The sequence below is a fragment of the Nonomuraea sp. NPDC050383 genome, assembly GCF_044459125.1.
GTDB lineage: Bacteria > Actinomycetota > Actinomycetes > Streptosporangiales > Streptosporangiaceae > Nonomuraea.
In genome coordinates this window covers 621,738-634,099 of the sequence record NZ_JBITIP010000003.1, presented here as the reverse complement: position 1 = coordinate 634,099, position 12,362 = coordinate 621,738, and the positions used below count along the sequence as shown (strand labels likewise).

General features: G+C 70.9%; 15 protein-coding genes, 1 tRNA gene and 1 pseudogene. 8 read left to right on the top strand and 9 right to left on the bottom strand.

Features of this window, described 5'->3' with window-relative positions; translation table 11 throughout:
• The first annotated feature begins 37 nt into the window (after positions 1–37).
• The 4 genes and pseudogenes from ACIBG4_RS11350 to ACIBG4_RS11335 all read left to right on the top strand — a co-directional run bounded on the left by ACIBG4_RS11350 (position 38) and on the right by ACIBG4_RS11335 (position 2,058).
• Positions 38–448, top strand: a complete 411-nt coding sequence (locus ACIBG4_RS11350) for a Rid family hydrolase (RefSeq protein WP_310707703.1) — start codon at positions 38–40, stop codon at positions 446–448.
• Between the two features lie 389 nt (positions 449–837).
• Positions 838–1,386 (top strand): hypothetical protein, encoded by a 549-nt coding sequence (locus ACIBG4_RS11345; RefSeq protein ID WP_397201691.1) that lies wholly within the window; start codon positions 838–840, stop codon positions 1,384–1,386.
• 11 nt (positions 1,387–1,397) lie between these two features.
• Positions 1,398–1,646: pseudogene (locus ACIBG4_RS11340) on the top strand (helix-turn-helix domain-containing protein); the annotation flags it as partial.
• Between the two features lie 85 nt (positions 1,647–1,731).
• Positions 1,732–2,058 carry a hypothetical protein gene (locus tag ACIBG4_RS11335; RefSeq protein ID WP_397201724.1) on the top strand — a complete coding sequence of 109 codons (327 nt, stop codon included), beginning with the start codon at positions 1,732–1,734 and terminating at the stop codon, positions 2,056–2,058.
• A 463-nt stretch (positions 2,059–2,521) separates the two neighbouring features.
• Here ACIBG4_RS11335 and ACIBG4_RS11330 read toward each other — a convergent pair whose 3' ends face one another.
• From ACIBG4_RS11330 to ACIBG4_RS11305, 6 genes are all read right to left on the bottom strand, one after another.
• Entirely contained in the window at positions 2,522–3,031 is a 510-nt protein-coding gene (locus tag ACIBG4_RS11330) for a hypothetical protein (protein WP_397201690.1), read from the bottom strand.
• A gap of 568 nt (positions 3,032–3,599) precedes the next feature.
• Positions 3,600–3,672, bottom strand: a tRNA-Ala gene (locus ACIBG4_RS11325).
• 16 nt (positions 3,673–3,688) lie between these two features.
• Positions 3,689–4,417, bottom strand: coding sequence for an HAD-IA family hydrolase (locus tag ACIBG4_RS11320; protein ID WP_310707710.1), 729 nt, complete (start codon positions 4,415–4,417; stop codon positions 3,689–3,691).
• A 16-nt stretch (positions 4,418–4,433) separates the two neighbouring features.
• The gene (locus tag ACIBG4_RS11315) at positions 4,434–4,553 is read right to left on the bottom strand and encodes a DLW-39 family protein (RefSeq protein ID WP_013130296.1); all 120 of its coding nucleotides are present in this window, start codon (positions 4,551–4,553) and stop codon (positions 4,434–4,436) included.
• 216 nt (positions 4,554–4,769) lie between these two features.
• A complete protein-coding gene (locus ACIBG4_RS11310; protein WP_397201689.1) occupies positions 4,770–5,981 on the bottom strand; it encodes an MFS transporter in 1,212 nt (403 codons plus the stop codon).
• Between the two features lie 3 nt (positions 5,982–5,984).
• The gene (locus ACIBG4_RS11305) at positions 5,985–6,434 is read right to left on the bottom strand and encodes a carboxymuconolactone decarboxylase family protein (protein ID WP_397201688.1); all 450 of its coding nucleotides are present in this window, start codon (positions 6,432–6,434) and stop codon (positions 5,985–5,987) included.
• A gap of 69 nt (positions 6,435–6,503) precedes the next feature.
• On the opposite strand from ACIBG4_RS11305, the gene ACIBG4_RS11300 reads away from it, so the two are divergent.
• Positions 6,504–7,889: a PLP-dependent aminotransferase family protein gene (locus tag ACIBG4_RS11300; protein ID WP_397201687.1), complete on the top strand. Its 1,386-nt coding sequence runs from the start codon at positions 6,504–6,506 to the stop codon at positions 7,887–7,889.
• A gap of 10 nt (positions 7,890–7,899) precedes the next feature.
• Here ACIBG4_RS11300 and ACIBG4_RS11295 read toward each other — a convergent pair whose 3' ends face one another.
• Entirely contained in the window at positions 7,900–8,448 is a 549-nt protein-coding gene (locus tag ACIBG4_RS11295; protein WP_310707714.1) for a universal stress protein, read from the bottom strand.
• Between the two features lie 114 nt (positions 8,449–8,562).
• A complete protein-coding gene (locus ACIBG4_RS11290; RefSeq protein ID WP_397201686.1) occupies positions 8,563–9,264 on the bottom strand; it encodes a hypothetical protein in 702 nt (233 codons plus the stop codon).
• Between the two features lie 207 nt (positions 9,265–9,471).
• Between ACIBG4_RS11290 and ACIBG4_RS11285 the strand changes: the two genes are divergently transcribed.
• The 3 genes from ACIBG4_RS11285 to ACIBG4_RS11275 all read left to right on the top strand — a co-directional run bounded on the left by ACIBG4_RS11285 (position 9,472) and on the right by ACIBG4_RS11275 (position 11,784).
• Complete coding sequence (locus ACIBG4_RS11285) at positions 9,472–10,017, top strand: MFS transporter (RefSeq protein WP_397201685.1); 546 nt, start codon at positions 9,472–9,474, stop codon at positions 10,015–10,017.
• 82 nt (positions 10,018–10,099) lie between these two features.
• Positions 10,100–10,618, top strand: coding sequence for a copper chaperone PCu(A)C (locus tag ACIBG4_RS11280; protein WP_397201684.1), 519 nt, complete (start codon positions 10,100–10,102; stop codon positions 10,616–10,618).
• Complete coding sequence (locus ACIBG4_RS11275) at positions 10,618–11,784, top strand: Dyp-type peroxidase (protein ID WP_397201683.1); 1,167 nt, start codon at positions 10,618–10,620, stop codon at positions 11,782–11,784. The genes ACIBG4_RS11280 and ACIBG4_RS11275 overlap by 1 nt, the downstream gene beginning before the upstream one ends.
• Positions 11,785–11,832: 48 nt before the next feature.
• Here the strand turns inward: ACIBG4_RS11275 and ACIBG4_RS11270 are convergent, their stop codons facing one another.
• Entirely contained in the window at positions 11,833–12,327 is a 495-nt protein-coding gene (locus ACIBG4_RS11270; RefSeq protein ID WP_310707719.1) for an MSMEG_6728 family protein, read from the bottom strand.
• Positions 12,328–12,362 lie beyond the last annotated feature (35 nt).

The window sequence follows — 12,362 nt, the reverse complement described above, 5'->3', positions numbered from 1 at the left end:
GGTCGCCCTGTGCCCGATACGAAGGGAACTGAGGGCCATGCCTAGCGCCATCACTTTGATCCGCTCCGCTTCTCTGTCCGACGTCGCCGAGTATGCCTACGCAGCCACGGCGCCTGCCGAGTCACGACTCATCTTCCTCGCCGGAGCGTGTCCCCTGAACGAGGACGGCTCGACGGCAGCGATTGGGGACTACGCGGGCCAAGCAGCGAAAGCCATTGAGAACATGCAGGCGGCTCTCACTGCCGCTGGCGCATCATTGCACGACGTCATCAGCACAAGGGTTCTCGTCGCGTCCACCCGGCAGAAGGATTTGGGGGCTGCCTGGAAGGTGGTCCGGGACTCATTCGGTGACCACGACGTACCGAGCACCTTGATGGGCGTCACCGTGCTCGGTTACGACGACCAGCTCGTTGAGATCGAAGCCGTCGCCGCCGTACTCGATTCCTAAGCGGTAAGGCTGGGCGGCGGCGTGACCATGGGCGGGTCTCATGGTCCGCCCGGCGGGGCATTCCGACCTCGCGGCCATCGCTGGCCGCGAGGAAAGAGGCTTTCGTGTGTGGAGCCTAGGAGATGCGAACTCCTGACATCCTGCTCGCAAACGGGAGCCAGGTACCACCTGAAGTCGGCGTTGCCCAGCTCAGAGAGCAATTCCCGACTGGCAGAGTGTGTCGTGTAAGGCCTCGTTTCCGTACTTCTCTGCTGTACGCGCTGAGCACACGTTAGGACGCAGACAACTGATCCGCATCCTGGTCCGCGGGGTGGCGCACCTGCTGGACCCCACTTCAATCGTGATCAATGCGTATGCCTCGCGAGACAGCCGGATCAGATGCTCACGGTGTGGATACATGCAACGCGAGTGCCTCACCCGCCGCCGAGAGGCGGCTTGCCGAGCGAGTGGTCGCCGCCGGGCTCGCCGGCATCATCCTGCCCTTCATCCAGTTCGGCTGGTTGCTGCTCGTGGCCGCCTTGTCCGACGACTCACGCTGCGGCCACTTCGGCTGTATCGGCCGGCTGGTCGAGGCGTGGACGGTGGGGAACTGGGCGGCGGTCGTGCTCGCCTGGCCGCTGCTGCACCTCCTCCGGGTACGCCCGGCATGGATCGTCGCCGTGCTCGCGCCCTTCTTCCTGGTGCCGATCTGGGAGCTCGCCGACGTGCCGGTCAGCGCGGTCGCCGGAGTGTTCGCCTACCCACTGGCTGCCCTGGTGAGCGCGCCGCACCTGTCGTGGCGGGGTCGTGGTCTGGTGCTTGCCCTCTTACTGCGCTGTCCTTGCGGCTTCTTCCGGATAGTCCAGGGCAGTCCCGGGCCGCCTCGCCGTGGGTCAGGATCAGGGAGTCTGGCATCTGATCCCTGGCCAGGCGAAGCACCGTGCTCAGGACATGCGTGACACTTCGCTGAGTGCTGGTGGAGTCGAGCGTGGTCGAGCAGCGGTATCAAGCCGTGCTGCAGGTCTTGTCCGGGGCGAGTGTCACCGACGTCGCCCGCCGATTCGGGGTCTCCCGTCAGACCGTTCATCGACGGCTGGGCCGATATCGCGATCAGGGGCTGGCCGGGCTGTCGGACCGCTCCTCGCGCCCGCGTAGTTCGCCGGCCCGGACACCGGCCGCGGTGGGCGCGCTGCTCTGCGAACTGCGGCGTAGCCACCCCCGTTTGGGGTGCCCGCCGCCTGGTGTGGGAATTGACCCGCCGAGGCTGCTCCGGGCCGGTGCCGTCGAAGGCGACGGTGCACCGTGTGCTGGTGCGCCATGGCCTGGTGCAGGTCAACCCCAGAGGCCGGCGACGGGAGGACTACACGCGCTGGCAACGATCCGAGTCGATGCAGTTATGGCAGATGGACATCCTCGGCGGGATCATGCCGGCTGACGGCACCGAGTGCAAGGTCGTCACCGGCATCGACGACCATTCCCGCTGCTGCGTCGCCGCGACCGTGGTGGCGTGCCCTACCGGCCGGGCCGTCTGCCTGGCCCTGGCGGAGGCGTTGAGCCGCTACGGCAACACCCACCGGCTTACCCGCCCGCATTTACCCACCACCACCTGCAAGGTTGAGCGCTTCCACTAGACACTGCGCCGGGAACTGCTAGACGAGCACGGCCCGTTCGCCAGTATCGAGCATGCCCAGCAGGTGACCTGGATGGTTGACGAGAGCGACGCGACATGTGATTCTCGGGCTCAGCGTTCTGGACGCTGGATTCTGTTTTGTGGGTGCGCGGTCGCCGTGCATGATGCGTTGCAGGCTCCAGCGACAGACACCGATCCCGAGAGGTGGCTCTGTCGTGTCTTCTGTCGTGTCGTTGCCCTTTGCTGTCCTGATCACAGTTCTCCCCTGGCTGGTGCTCGGACTTGTCGCACTCATGCGTGCGCGCCGAGAGGACATCCCTACCGTCATTCGCGCTCTCGCCCGATGGGGGCGGCGTTAACCGTACGGGGATTGCCGCGGGCTCTATCGGGCCAGTCTTCTCGCCGCTGCCGTTCCACCTGTTGGGGAGCGAGCGAGGGCCGGAGAGCATGGCGAAGTGGCGTGGTCACCGATGTGACGGATTGGCCGATGCGCGGGCCAGCCAGGTCAGGCCCATGGCCTGTACCAACGCAGCCGCCATCAGAAGATAATGCGTAGCCGACTGCCACCAGGGAAGCCCTGCTTCGTAGTCGGGCAAGTCGAAGATGCCGGCCCGCACGGGGTTGAGCAAGGCCAGGAAGAGGATCGGCAGATAGGGCACGGCGATGACCCAGGCCGCTGTCAAGAGGCCGGTCCGGCCACGGCCGCGCAGCCGGAGGAGAAGGGCGCCGATGACGATCAGCGCGACGCCCACCAAGCCCGCCCCGAGGGCGACCCAGCAGGTCCACATCCACGCGTGCGCGGCCACAGGACTCATCGCATCGTTCAGCGGGACACCCCCCTCCCACTCCGGCCCTCGACGCAGCGCTTCATCACCCATCTGGATGGCCACGTAATTGAGTGCCGCGTACACCGGCACCAGCGCCGTCCCCATCGTCAGCAGGACAAGGCCCTTCCTGACATTGATCACCACCACAGCATCCCGTTCACCCTTCTCGCCGACAACCCGGCGACGGCCCTGGGCCTGAACCGCCTTCGTTGGAGGCTCCGATCCGCTGGCGCTCCAGCAGCGACAGATAACGGCTGGAGCGAGCCTCCTCCGCCACACGCGCCAGTGAGAGACCGCCGTTCTCCGCCCGCTACCCGTCTTCCGGCCGACGTGGCCGACGGGTCGATGCCGCAGCTCGCAGAAACGGCCGCAGCATGGTTCGAGAGGATTCTGAGGCGCCCCATCGCCCGTCATGAGTGAACCCGGTTCGGCAGGGTGTACGCCTACGAATACCTGTTCTCCGACACGCATGAAGGCTTGTGTCAGATATACGACGACAGCCTTGCACCGCGGGGGCTACGCAAGTCTCTGATCCGGTCCGGACATGTCTACGGAAAGGGCTGAGTGCAGGTCAGAGGCATAGGGCAGCCTGATCGGATCATCCACGTGCGTGGCGAACTCTCCTGATCCTCCTTCAGTTCGCGAGATTATGTTCATGGCACGTTAACGGCACGAACGCCCCGTTCCAAGATCCGGAACGGGGCGTTTCATGAGGTGGAGCCTAGGAGATTCGAACTCCTGACATCCTGCTTGCAAAGCAGGCGCTCTGCCAGCTGAGCTAAGGCCCCTTCAGACGAAGATAGCTTACCGGCCCGGCGTGCCCATCTGGTGCGGGGGCAGGTCGTCGCTGAGCACCAGGCTGGGGAAGTCGGCGATCGTGTCGAGGATGTGGGTGGCACCGCCCTTGAGGAGGCGTTCGCGGCTGTGGACGCCCGTCATGACGCCCGCCACGATCGAGGCGCCCGCGCGGCGGCCCGAGAGCATGTCGCTTTCGGAGTCGCCGATGACGGCGACCGCGCGTACGTCCTCGATGCCGAGCCGGAGCACGGCGTGCAGGATCATGTCGGGCCAGGGGCGGCCGCGGCCGCCGGCGTCCTCGGGGGAGATGGCGAGGTCGATCTTGTCGTCCCATCCGAGCACGCTGAGGACGCGGCTCAGGGTGGTGCGGCTGAAGCCCGTGATGAGGGCGAGCCGGAGGCCGGAGCCGCGCAGCTTGTCCAGGACCTCGATGACTCCGGGCATGGGGACGAGGCCGGCCCGTTCCAGGGCGCCCTCGTAGGAGCGCTCGAAGGTCAGGTTGGCGGCCTGCGCCTGGGCTTCGTTGTCGGGGAAGATCCCACGGAAGACATCGATCTTGGGGCAGCCCCGGGACCGGTGCACGTGCACCATGGCACGCGCGTACGCTCCGGTCCCGGGGACGATGCCCTGTGTGGCTATCGCCTCGGCGAAGGCGCGCTCCACCATGGCGATGTCACCGACTGTTGTGCCTGCCAGGTCGAGGCACGCCAGCTGGATGGGGACGACGTCACTCATCGCCTCGCCAGGTCGGTTAGTTCTCGCTGCCGGTGGCCTCGGTCCAGAGATCGAGCTCGGCGCGGTCAGCCTGCACCTTGCGCCAGATCAGCAACCCCCCAAGGGCGACCAGCGCCAGAACAAGCAGCTTCTTCACGGTGTGACCCCACTTCTTCGACGGCCTCACCTGCCGGGGTGAGACCCAACGGTTGACATGCAGCCTAGCAAGGGTTCGCTGCGGTCCTTGTTTCGCGCACGAACCAGATGTACGGAATGTGCAAAGCATGGCAAGGCTGGCGCAGGTGAGACCCGCCTTACCCGTCCATCTTGGACAACGATCTGATCATGCGGGGCAAGGCGCGCGGGGTTGTTCTCACGATTCAACAGCCTGGGACGACACCGGAGTGACGGCCATGCCGCGCCGAGCCCATCGTACGGCCGGCGGTATCGCCACGCCCGCCCCCAGGAACATCAGCCCCAGCACGAGCCACCCCGCCGTCCCCCATCCCATGACCAGCGTGGTCAGCAGCGCGGGCCCCAGCATGCGGGCCACGGCCGTCCCCGTGCCGAAGAACCCCTGGTACTGCCCCTGCTTGTCGTCCGGAGCCAGGGTGAAGCTGATCTCCCAGGCTCCCGAGGCCAGGAGCAGCTCGCCCACCACCTGGAGCGCCACCCCGGCCAGCAGCACGGCGCCGGCCAGCCAGGGCGACGAGCCGGCCGACGACAGCGCGAACACCGCGCAGGCCACCAGCATGACCAGCCCCGCCCGCCGTACCGAGGAGGAGGCGTCGGCGAGGCCGCGGACCCGGCGGGCGACGCGGACCTGGAACAGCACGACCCCCGCCGTGTTGAGCAGCAGGAGCGCGGACACCGTCCAGGTGGGGGCCGCGGTGCGCTGGGCGATCCACAGCGGGACGATCAGGCTGAGCATCGGCATGTACAGCAGCATGACCGTGTTGATCAGCGTGACCAGCGCGTACGGCCGGTCGCGCAGCACCGCCAGCCGGGGACCGGCGGCCACCGGCGCGGGCGGCACGGCGGGCAGCCGGAGCAGCACCAGGGCGGCGCCCAGGAAGCAGGCCGCGTCCACGGCCAGCACCGCCAGGTACGCCTCGCGGGAGTTCAGGTGCAGGGCCAGGCCGCCCAGCGCGGCTCCGACGGCGAGTCCCCCGTTCTGCGCCGACTGGAGCGCGGCCCGGACGCGGGTCCGGTTCGCGGGCTCGACCAGCCCGGCGAGCAGGGCCTGGCGAGCGGCCGACAGGCCGGTCTGCGCGGTCCCGTAGGCGCAGGCGACGAGGACGAACGGCGGGAACGACCGGACCAGGACGTACGAGGCGACCGCCGCGGCGGTGGCGAGGGCGAGCAGCACGGCGACGCCGCGCGGGCCGCGCCGGTCGGCCAGATGGCCGAGCGGAACCCCGGCGAGCGCGCCGACGGCCCAGCCGAGCGTCAGCCCGACGCCGACCTGCGCGGGCGACATGCCGACGACGCCGGTGAAGTACAGCGCCGAGGTGACGAGGTACGCGCCGTCGCCGGTCGAGGCCACGAGCTGGGCGGCGGTCAGGGTCCTGAGGTCGTTTCCCACCGGTCAGGCCTTGTACGACTCGGGGGTCATGCGGGTGGCCACGCCCATGCGGTTCCAGGCGTTGATCGTGGCCACGGCCACCACCAGGGCCGCGAGCTGCCGCTCGTCGAAGTGCCTGGCCGCCTCGTCCCAGATCTCGTCGGTGACGTCGTGCGTGGACAGGCGGGTGGCGGCCTCGGTGAGGGCGAGCGCGGCCCGTTCCTGGTCGGTGAAGAAGGGCGCCTCGCGCCACACGGCGACGGCGTGCAGCCGGACGTCGCTCTCCCCCGCCTGCTTGGCGTCGGAGCTGTGCATGTCCACGCAGTACACGCATCCGTTGATCTGGCTGGCCCGCAGCCGGACGAGCTCCAGCAGCGGCGCGGGCAGGGTGCTGTCCTTGACGAATCGGTCGAGTCCGGCCATCGCGCGGTACGCCTCTCCGGCGAGGGCACCGAGGTCCATGCGTTCTGTCATGACACCGAGCCTAGGGAGCGGCTTGTCCCGGTGTAAGCTCCAATTTCCGGCGAATTGATTGGGCCAAGCATGGACGTCCACGTGACGCTGACCGGCCGGGGTGACCTGGCCGCACAGGTCTACCGGCAGCTGCTGGAGGCGATCCTCGACGGCCGGCTGCGGTCGGGTGAGCGGCTGCCGCCGACGCGGGAGCTGGCGCGGCGCCTGGAGATCTCGCGCAACACCGTCGCGGTGGCCTACGACCGGCTCGTCGCCGACGGGTTCCTGGTGGGGCGGGCGGGGGCGGGCACGTTCGTGTCGGCGGAGCCGGTGCGGGGGCGGGCCGCGCCGCGGGGCGTGGTGCGGCCGCGGGCCCTGTGGCGGTCGATGCCGCCCGCCGCGGCACCCGTGTCCCCGGCCCGGTACGACTTCCGGGCCGGTGTGCCGGATCCGCGGCTGTTCCCGATGGAGAGCTGGCGCAGGCTGGTGGCCAGGGAGCTGCGGGTGAGCGCCTTCACGGCCGGCTACGGCGACCCGGCGGGGCATGAGGGGCTCAGGGAGGCGATCTCCCGGCACGTCGGCGTCAGCCGTTCCGTACGGGCCGGCGCGGACGACGTGCTCATCACCAGCGGCGCGCAGCAGGCGCTCGACCTCGTCGGGCGGGTCCTGATCGAGCCGGGCGCGTGCGTGGCGGTGGAGGAGCCGGGGTATCCGCCGGCCCGGCTGCTGTTCCGCTCGCTCGGCGCGCGGGTCGTGGGGGTGCCGGTGGACGGCGAGGGCATCGACGTGTCCGCCATCCCGGGCGGGGTCCGGCTCGTGTACGTGACGCCGTCCCACCAGTTCCCGCTCGGCACGCCGATGTCACTGGCGCGGCGGGCGGCGCTGCTGGCGTGGGCGGAGCGGCGCCGGGCCGTGGTGATCGAGGACGACTACGACAGCGAGTTCCGCTTCGGGGATCGCCCTCTGGAGCCGCTGCAGAGCCTGGACCGTGCCGGCCGGGTGGTGTACGTGGGCTCGTTCTCCAAGACGCTGCTCCCGGCGCTGCGGCTGGGCTTCCTGGTCGCGCCGGCTTCACTGGCGCCCGCGCTGCGCGCGGCCAAGCAGCTCACCGACTGGCACGGCTCGCTGCCGACGCAGGCCGCGCTGGCCCGGTTCGTCGACGAGGGGCTGCTGGCGCGGCACATCAGGAAGGCGACCCGCGAGTACGCGGCCCGGCGCGCGCTGATCACCGCCGCGCTGGAGCGCGACGAGCGGCTGCGCGTGGTGCCGTCGGTCGCGGGCCTGCACCTCTGCGCCCGGCTGGCCCCGGGCGTGTCCGTACGGCCGGCGCCCGGGCTGGCCGTGGAGCGGCTCGACGCGTACTGCGGCGAGACCCCGGCGCTGCCCGGGCTGGTGCTCGGCTACGGCGCGATCCGCCAGCCGGACCTCCCCGCGGGCCTTCGCCTCCTCGGCGAGTCCCTGCGGTGGGAAGGCTAGAACTCCAGGGCTAGAAGTGCTTGCGGGTCCAGAAGCGTCTGGCCCGCTCCCCCGTCAGCTCCGGGTCGTCCGGCGGCGACGGCTGCTGCACGATGACGACCGTCGTCCTGGCGTGCCGCGCGCAGTACATGCTGGTGGACGGCAGGAGCATGCGGCTGAGCAGGCCGCGCCGGCTGCGCCCGAGCACCAGCAGGTCGCCCTCGCGGGCCAGGTCCACGAGGTGGTAGCCGGGGTCGCCGACCCGGCCGACGACGGCCGTGGTGAGATCCTCGGGCATCCCGCCCGCCACGTCCTCGAACACCCCCCCGACGACCTCGGCGCAGCGCGCCTCCTCCCCGGACCGCAGCGCCTGCTGCACCGGCAGCGCCTCGGGGAACGGGTGGACCGGCGCCCGGCTGACGTGCACGGCTACCAGGGTCATCCGGTGCAGCCTGGCGGCCCCGATGGCCCAGGCCAGGGCCCAGCGCGAGGCCGGGGTCTCGTCGATCCCCACGATCAGCCTCGGCCCACCGGGCAGGTCATGATCCACGGCACCCTCCTCGAAGGGGTACTCGACCATATTGCTCCTTGCCGCTGGTTACCTGAAGGTGGCACTTTGCGAACTGCGGAGTCCCTCGCTACTCCGGGGCGTGGCGTGCGGGGGCGGAACGACGGCAGGTCCCTTCGCGAGAGGTCAGATGAGCGCGAGCAGCCCTTCGAACAGGGTCTCGCGCTCGCGGCCGGTGAGCGCGGCGTACGGCTGGGCGGCGCGCCGGTTGGTGTCCTCCTCGATCCGGTCACGCAGCGGACCGCAGCCCAGCTCGACGACCGTGTCCGCCGTCAGCCCGGCGGCGTGCCAGGCGGCGGCGTGGGCGTCGGCCCGGTGGTAGCGCAGCGCGGCGACGCGGTTGAACAGCAGCAGGCCGGGCGGCGTCCCCTCGGGCTCGTACGGCGGCGCCATCACCGCGAACGCGCCACCCGGCTCGGCCGCGGCCCGCGCCAGGACCTCGCCCAGCAGGGCGGCCACGGCCGGCACGTCGTAGGCGTCCCAGAGGCGGCGGGTGGCGGCGGCGTGGACCTCGTACAGGCCGCGGAGGTAGGACCGACCGGCGTCCGTGAGCCGCAGGAGGCCGTCGGCGTCCTCGGCCAGCGTGCCCTGGCGGAGCTGGGCCGCGATCTCGGCGTCCAGCTCGGCGGCGGTGCCGTACCGGTAGACGACGGACAGGTCGCGGCGGGTGAGCGGGCGCGCGGGGAGCACGTACCGCAGGTCGATGAGGAGGCCGGGGGTCAGGCCGCACGCCTCGGCGTGGTCGTCGCGCTGCCGGCGGGCCGCGGCGTGGACGTTGACGTGGACCGCGTTGACGACGGGGGCCATGGTGGCCGCGAAAGCCGACAAGTCCGCATTTATCGGCTCATGATGCATGTGCTCATGATTTGTCAGCTCATGGAGCATCGGCTCTTCGCGCATCGGCTCATGATGTATCGGCATCGGCCGCCATTATGCCCGGGTAGGTCCTCGTGTAGGAGGGTCTTGACCCGGGCAATGTCGCCCCTTGAACGTGCGGATCACCGGGCGTGGGGTACGCGTGGGAGGATCCCGTCTGTGTCTCCCGCCTCGGTTCCGTTCCGGCTCGTGCGTGCCGCGGTGTTCGCCGTGGTGTGCGTCGGGCTGGGTTGGGGGGCGCACGCGTTCGGCGGGGGAAGCGTGGCTCCGGGCATGGTGGCCGGGGCGATGGGCGGGGTGTTCGCGGCGGCGTGTCCGCTGTCCGGGCGTGAGCGGACGGCGCGGGCGATCCTGCCGCTGCTCGGCGGGGCGCAGGCCGTGCTGCACGTGGTGTTCTCGCTGGCCCATGCCGCCTCGCCGGTCGAGATGCCGGCGGACGCCCACGCGGGGCTGGTGCCGGGGCTCGGCATGCTCGTCGCGCACGGGTGGGCGACGCTGCTGACCGGGTTGTGGCTGGCCCGGGGCGAGGCGTTGTTCTGGGCGTTGCTGCGCCGGCTGGCGGTGCGGCTGCTGCTCGTGCGGCTGCCCGTGTTCTGGACGCCGTTCGTCATGGTTCGTACGGCCCGGCCGGTGGTGTTGCGCGGGGCCGTGCTGCGCTACGCGGTGAGCCGGCGGGGTCCGCCGATGGTTGTCGATTTGTTCTGACATCTCCCCTCTTTTCGACAACCGCATCTGGGACGTGCGCATGTTCGGCGTGCCCGTACCCGGGTGGAGAAAGGCGTTTCCCATGTTCTCCCGTCATGTTCTGGTGCTCGTCGCCGCCGTCTGCGTGCTGACCGCGTGTGGTGGCCAGGAGGCCACCGAGTCCGCCGCCCGGGTGAGCCCTTCTGCCGCCGCCGGAAAGGCTGCCGTTCTCACCATCACCGACCCGTGGGTCAAGACCACGAAGAAGGGGATGACGGCCGCGTTCGGCACCCTGGTCAACCCGACCGGCGCCGACATCACCATCGTCGCCGGCAGCACGCCCCTGTCGAAGAAGGTGGAGCTGCACGAGGTCGTGGAGTCCGGCGGCAAGATGATCATGCGGCCGAAGGAGGGCGGCATCGTGGTGCCCGCGGGCGGCACGCACGAGCTGCGGCCCGGCGGTGACCACATCATGCTCATGGACGTCACCGAAGAGGTGAAGCCGGGCGTGCGGGTGCCGTTCACGCTCACGGTGAAGGGCGGCTCGCCGCTGGATTTCACGGCCGTCGGCAAGGACTTCGCCGGCGGCAAGGAGGACTACCAGCCGGGGACGGGGCACTGATGGGCGCCGCGATCAGCCGCCGGAGGCTGCTGGCGGGCGGGGTCGCGCTCCCGGTGGTGGCCGGGGGAGTCACGGCCGCGCCTGTGAGAGCCGCACCAGCCGTTCCGGGAACGGGCGACGGGGTGGAGCCGTTCCACGGCGAGCACCAGGCCGGAGTCGCGACGACCCCGCAGGCGCACGCCGTCTTCCTCGGGCTCGACCTGCTGCCCGGCACCGGCAAGGAGGCGATCGTCCGGCTGATGCAGCTCCTCACCGACGACGCCCGCCGGCTCACCCAGGGACGGCCGGCCCTCGCCGACACCGAGCCCGAACTGGCCGTCGCCCCCGCCCGGATGACGATCACGTTCGGGTTCGGGCCGGGCCTGTTCGCGGCGGCGGGCGTGCCGTCGCCGGTGCGGGAGCTGCCCGCGTTCGAGACCGACGAGCTGGAGGACCGGTGGAGCGGCGGCGACCTGCTCGTGCAGGTCTGCGCCGACGACCCGATGACGGTGGCGCACGCGCTGCGGATGATCGTCAAGGACGCGCGGGCCTTCGCGCGGGTGCGGTGGAGCCAGCGCGGCTTCCGGCGCGCCGCGGGCACGCAGGCGGCCGGCACGACGCAGCGCAACCTCATGGGCCAGCTCGACGGCACGGTCAACCCCTCGGACCTCGACCGGTCCGTGTGGATCGGCGACGGGCCCGAGGGGATGCGCGGCGGTACGACGATGGTGCTGCGCCGGATCCGGATGAGGCTCGAGAAGTGGGACGCGGCGGACCGGTCGGCGCGGGAGTTCGCGATCGGCCGCCGGCTCGACACGGGCGCCCCGCTCACCGGCCGGGCCGAGCGGGACGAGCCCGACTTCAACCGGCTCAACCAGCTCGGGTTCCCGGTCATCCCGGAGTTCGCGCACATCAGGCGGGCCCGGGCCACCGAGCCGGGGCAGCGGATCCTGCGGCGGCCCTACAACTACGACGAGGCGGTGGGTCGTGACGGGGCCTCGGAGTCGGGGTTGATCTTCGTGTCGTACCAGGCGGACATCGACCGGCAGTTCGTGCCCGTGCAGCGGCGGGTGGCGGAGGGCGACCTGCTGAACGCGTGGGTCACGCCGATCGGCTCGGCGGTCTTCGCGATCCCGCCCGGCTGCGCGCCGGACGGGTGGGTCGGCGACCGCCTGCTCGCCGCCTGACCTGCCATGCCCGCCCGGGTCCCGGCCGCTCGCGGCCGTGGACCCGGGTCAGGCGAACGTGCTGCCCGGCAGGCACGACGGCGGCCGGTCGGACGGCGGCCAGACGTAGGGCAGGTCGTCCGGCTCGGGGCCGAAGAGGGGGACGTAGAACGCGGGATCCTTGCGCAGCAGGGCCGAGCGGTGGCTGAGGTGCAGGGCGGCGTCGCCGAGCCACGGCGGCAGCTCGCCGTGCGTCTCCAGGTCCGGCTGGGCGCGCACCACGCGGTGGCCGCAGTGCTGGGCCACCTCACGGGTGATCGTGCCGGCGCAGGTGTCCTGGCGGCCGAGGTCGCACCACCGGCCGCACACCTCCAGGCCGTACCTGGCCAGAGCCTCCTCGTAGCCGGCCCACATGCGCACCGCCGGGTGGTGGCGCCAGCCGTACCCGGGGACGGTGAGGGCGCGCAGGATCTGCAGGGCCTCGACCCGCTGCTTCCCGAGGCGCCGGGGGTCGAGGACCTCGGCGCACCTCGCGAAGTCGGGATAAGGGAGGAATGTCTGCACGGGCCGTCCTCCTTCTCGGGCACCCCCACCTTTCT

What these genes read in the sequence shown, in the direction of transcription:
- ACIBG4_RS11320 (WP_310707710.1), bottom strand. Translation starts at nt 4,417, where the DNA reads ATGAGTGACGTCGTCCCCATCCAGCTGGCGTGCCTCGACCTGGCAGGC.
- ACIBG4_RS11280 (WP_397201684.1), top strand. Translation starts at nt 10,100, where the DNA reads ATGTTCTCCCGTCATGTTCTGGTGCTCGTCGCCGCCGTCTGCGTGCTG.
- ACIBG4_RS11305 (WP_397201688.1), bottom strand. Translation starts at nt 6,434, where the DNA reads ATGACAGAACGCATGGACCTCGGTGCCCTCGCCGGAGAGGCGTACCGC.
- ACIBG4_RS11275 (WP_397201683.1), top strand. Translation starts at nt 10,618, where the DNA reads ATGGGCGCCGCGATCAGCCGCCGGAGGCTGCTGGCGGGCGGGGTCGCG.
- ACIBG4_RS11295 (WP_310707714.1), bottom strand. Translation starts at nt 8,448, where the DNA reads ATGGTCGAGTACCCCTTCGAGGAGGGTGCCGTGGATCATGACCTGCCC.
- ACIBG4_RS11300 (WP_397201687.1), top strand. Translation starts at nt 6,504, where the DNA reads ATGGACGTCCACGTGACGCTGACCGGCCGGGGTGACCTGGCCGCACAG.
- ACIBG4_RS11350 (WP_310707703.1), top strand. Translation starts at nt 38, where the DNA reads ATGCCTAGCGCCATCACTTTGATCCGCTCCGCTTCTCTGTCCGACGTC.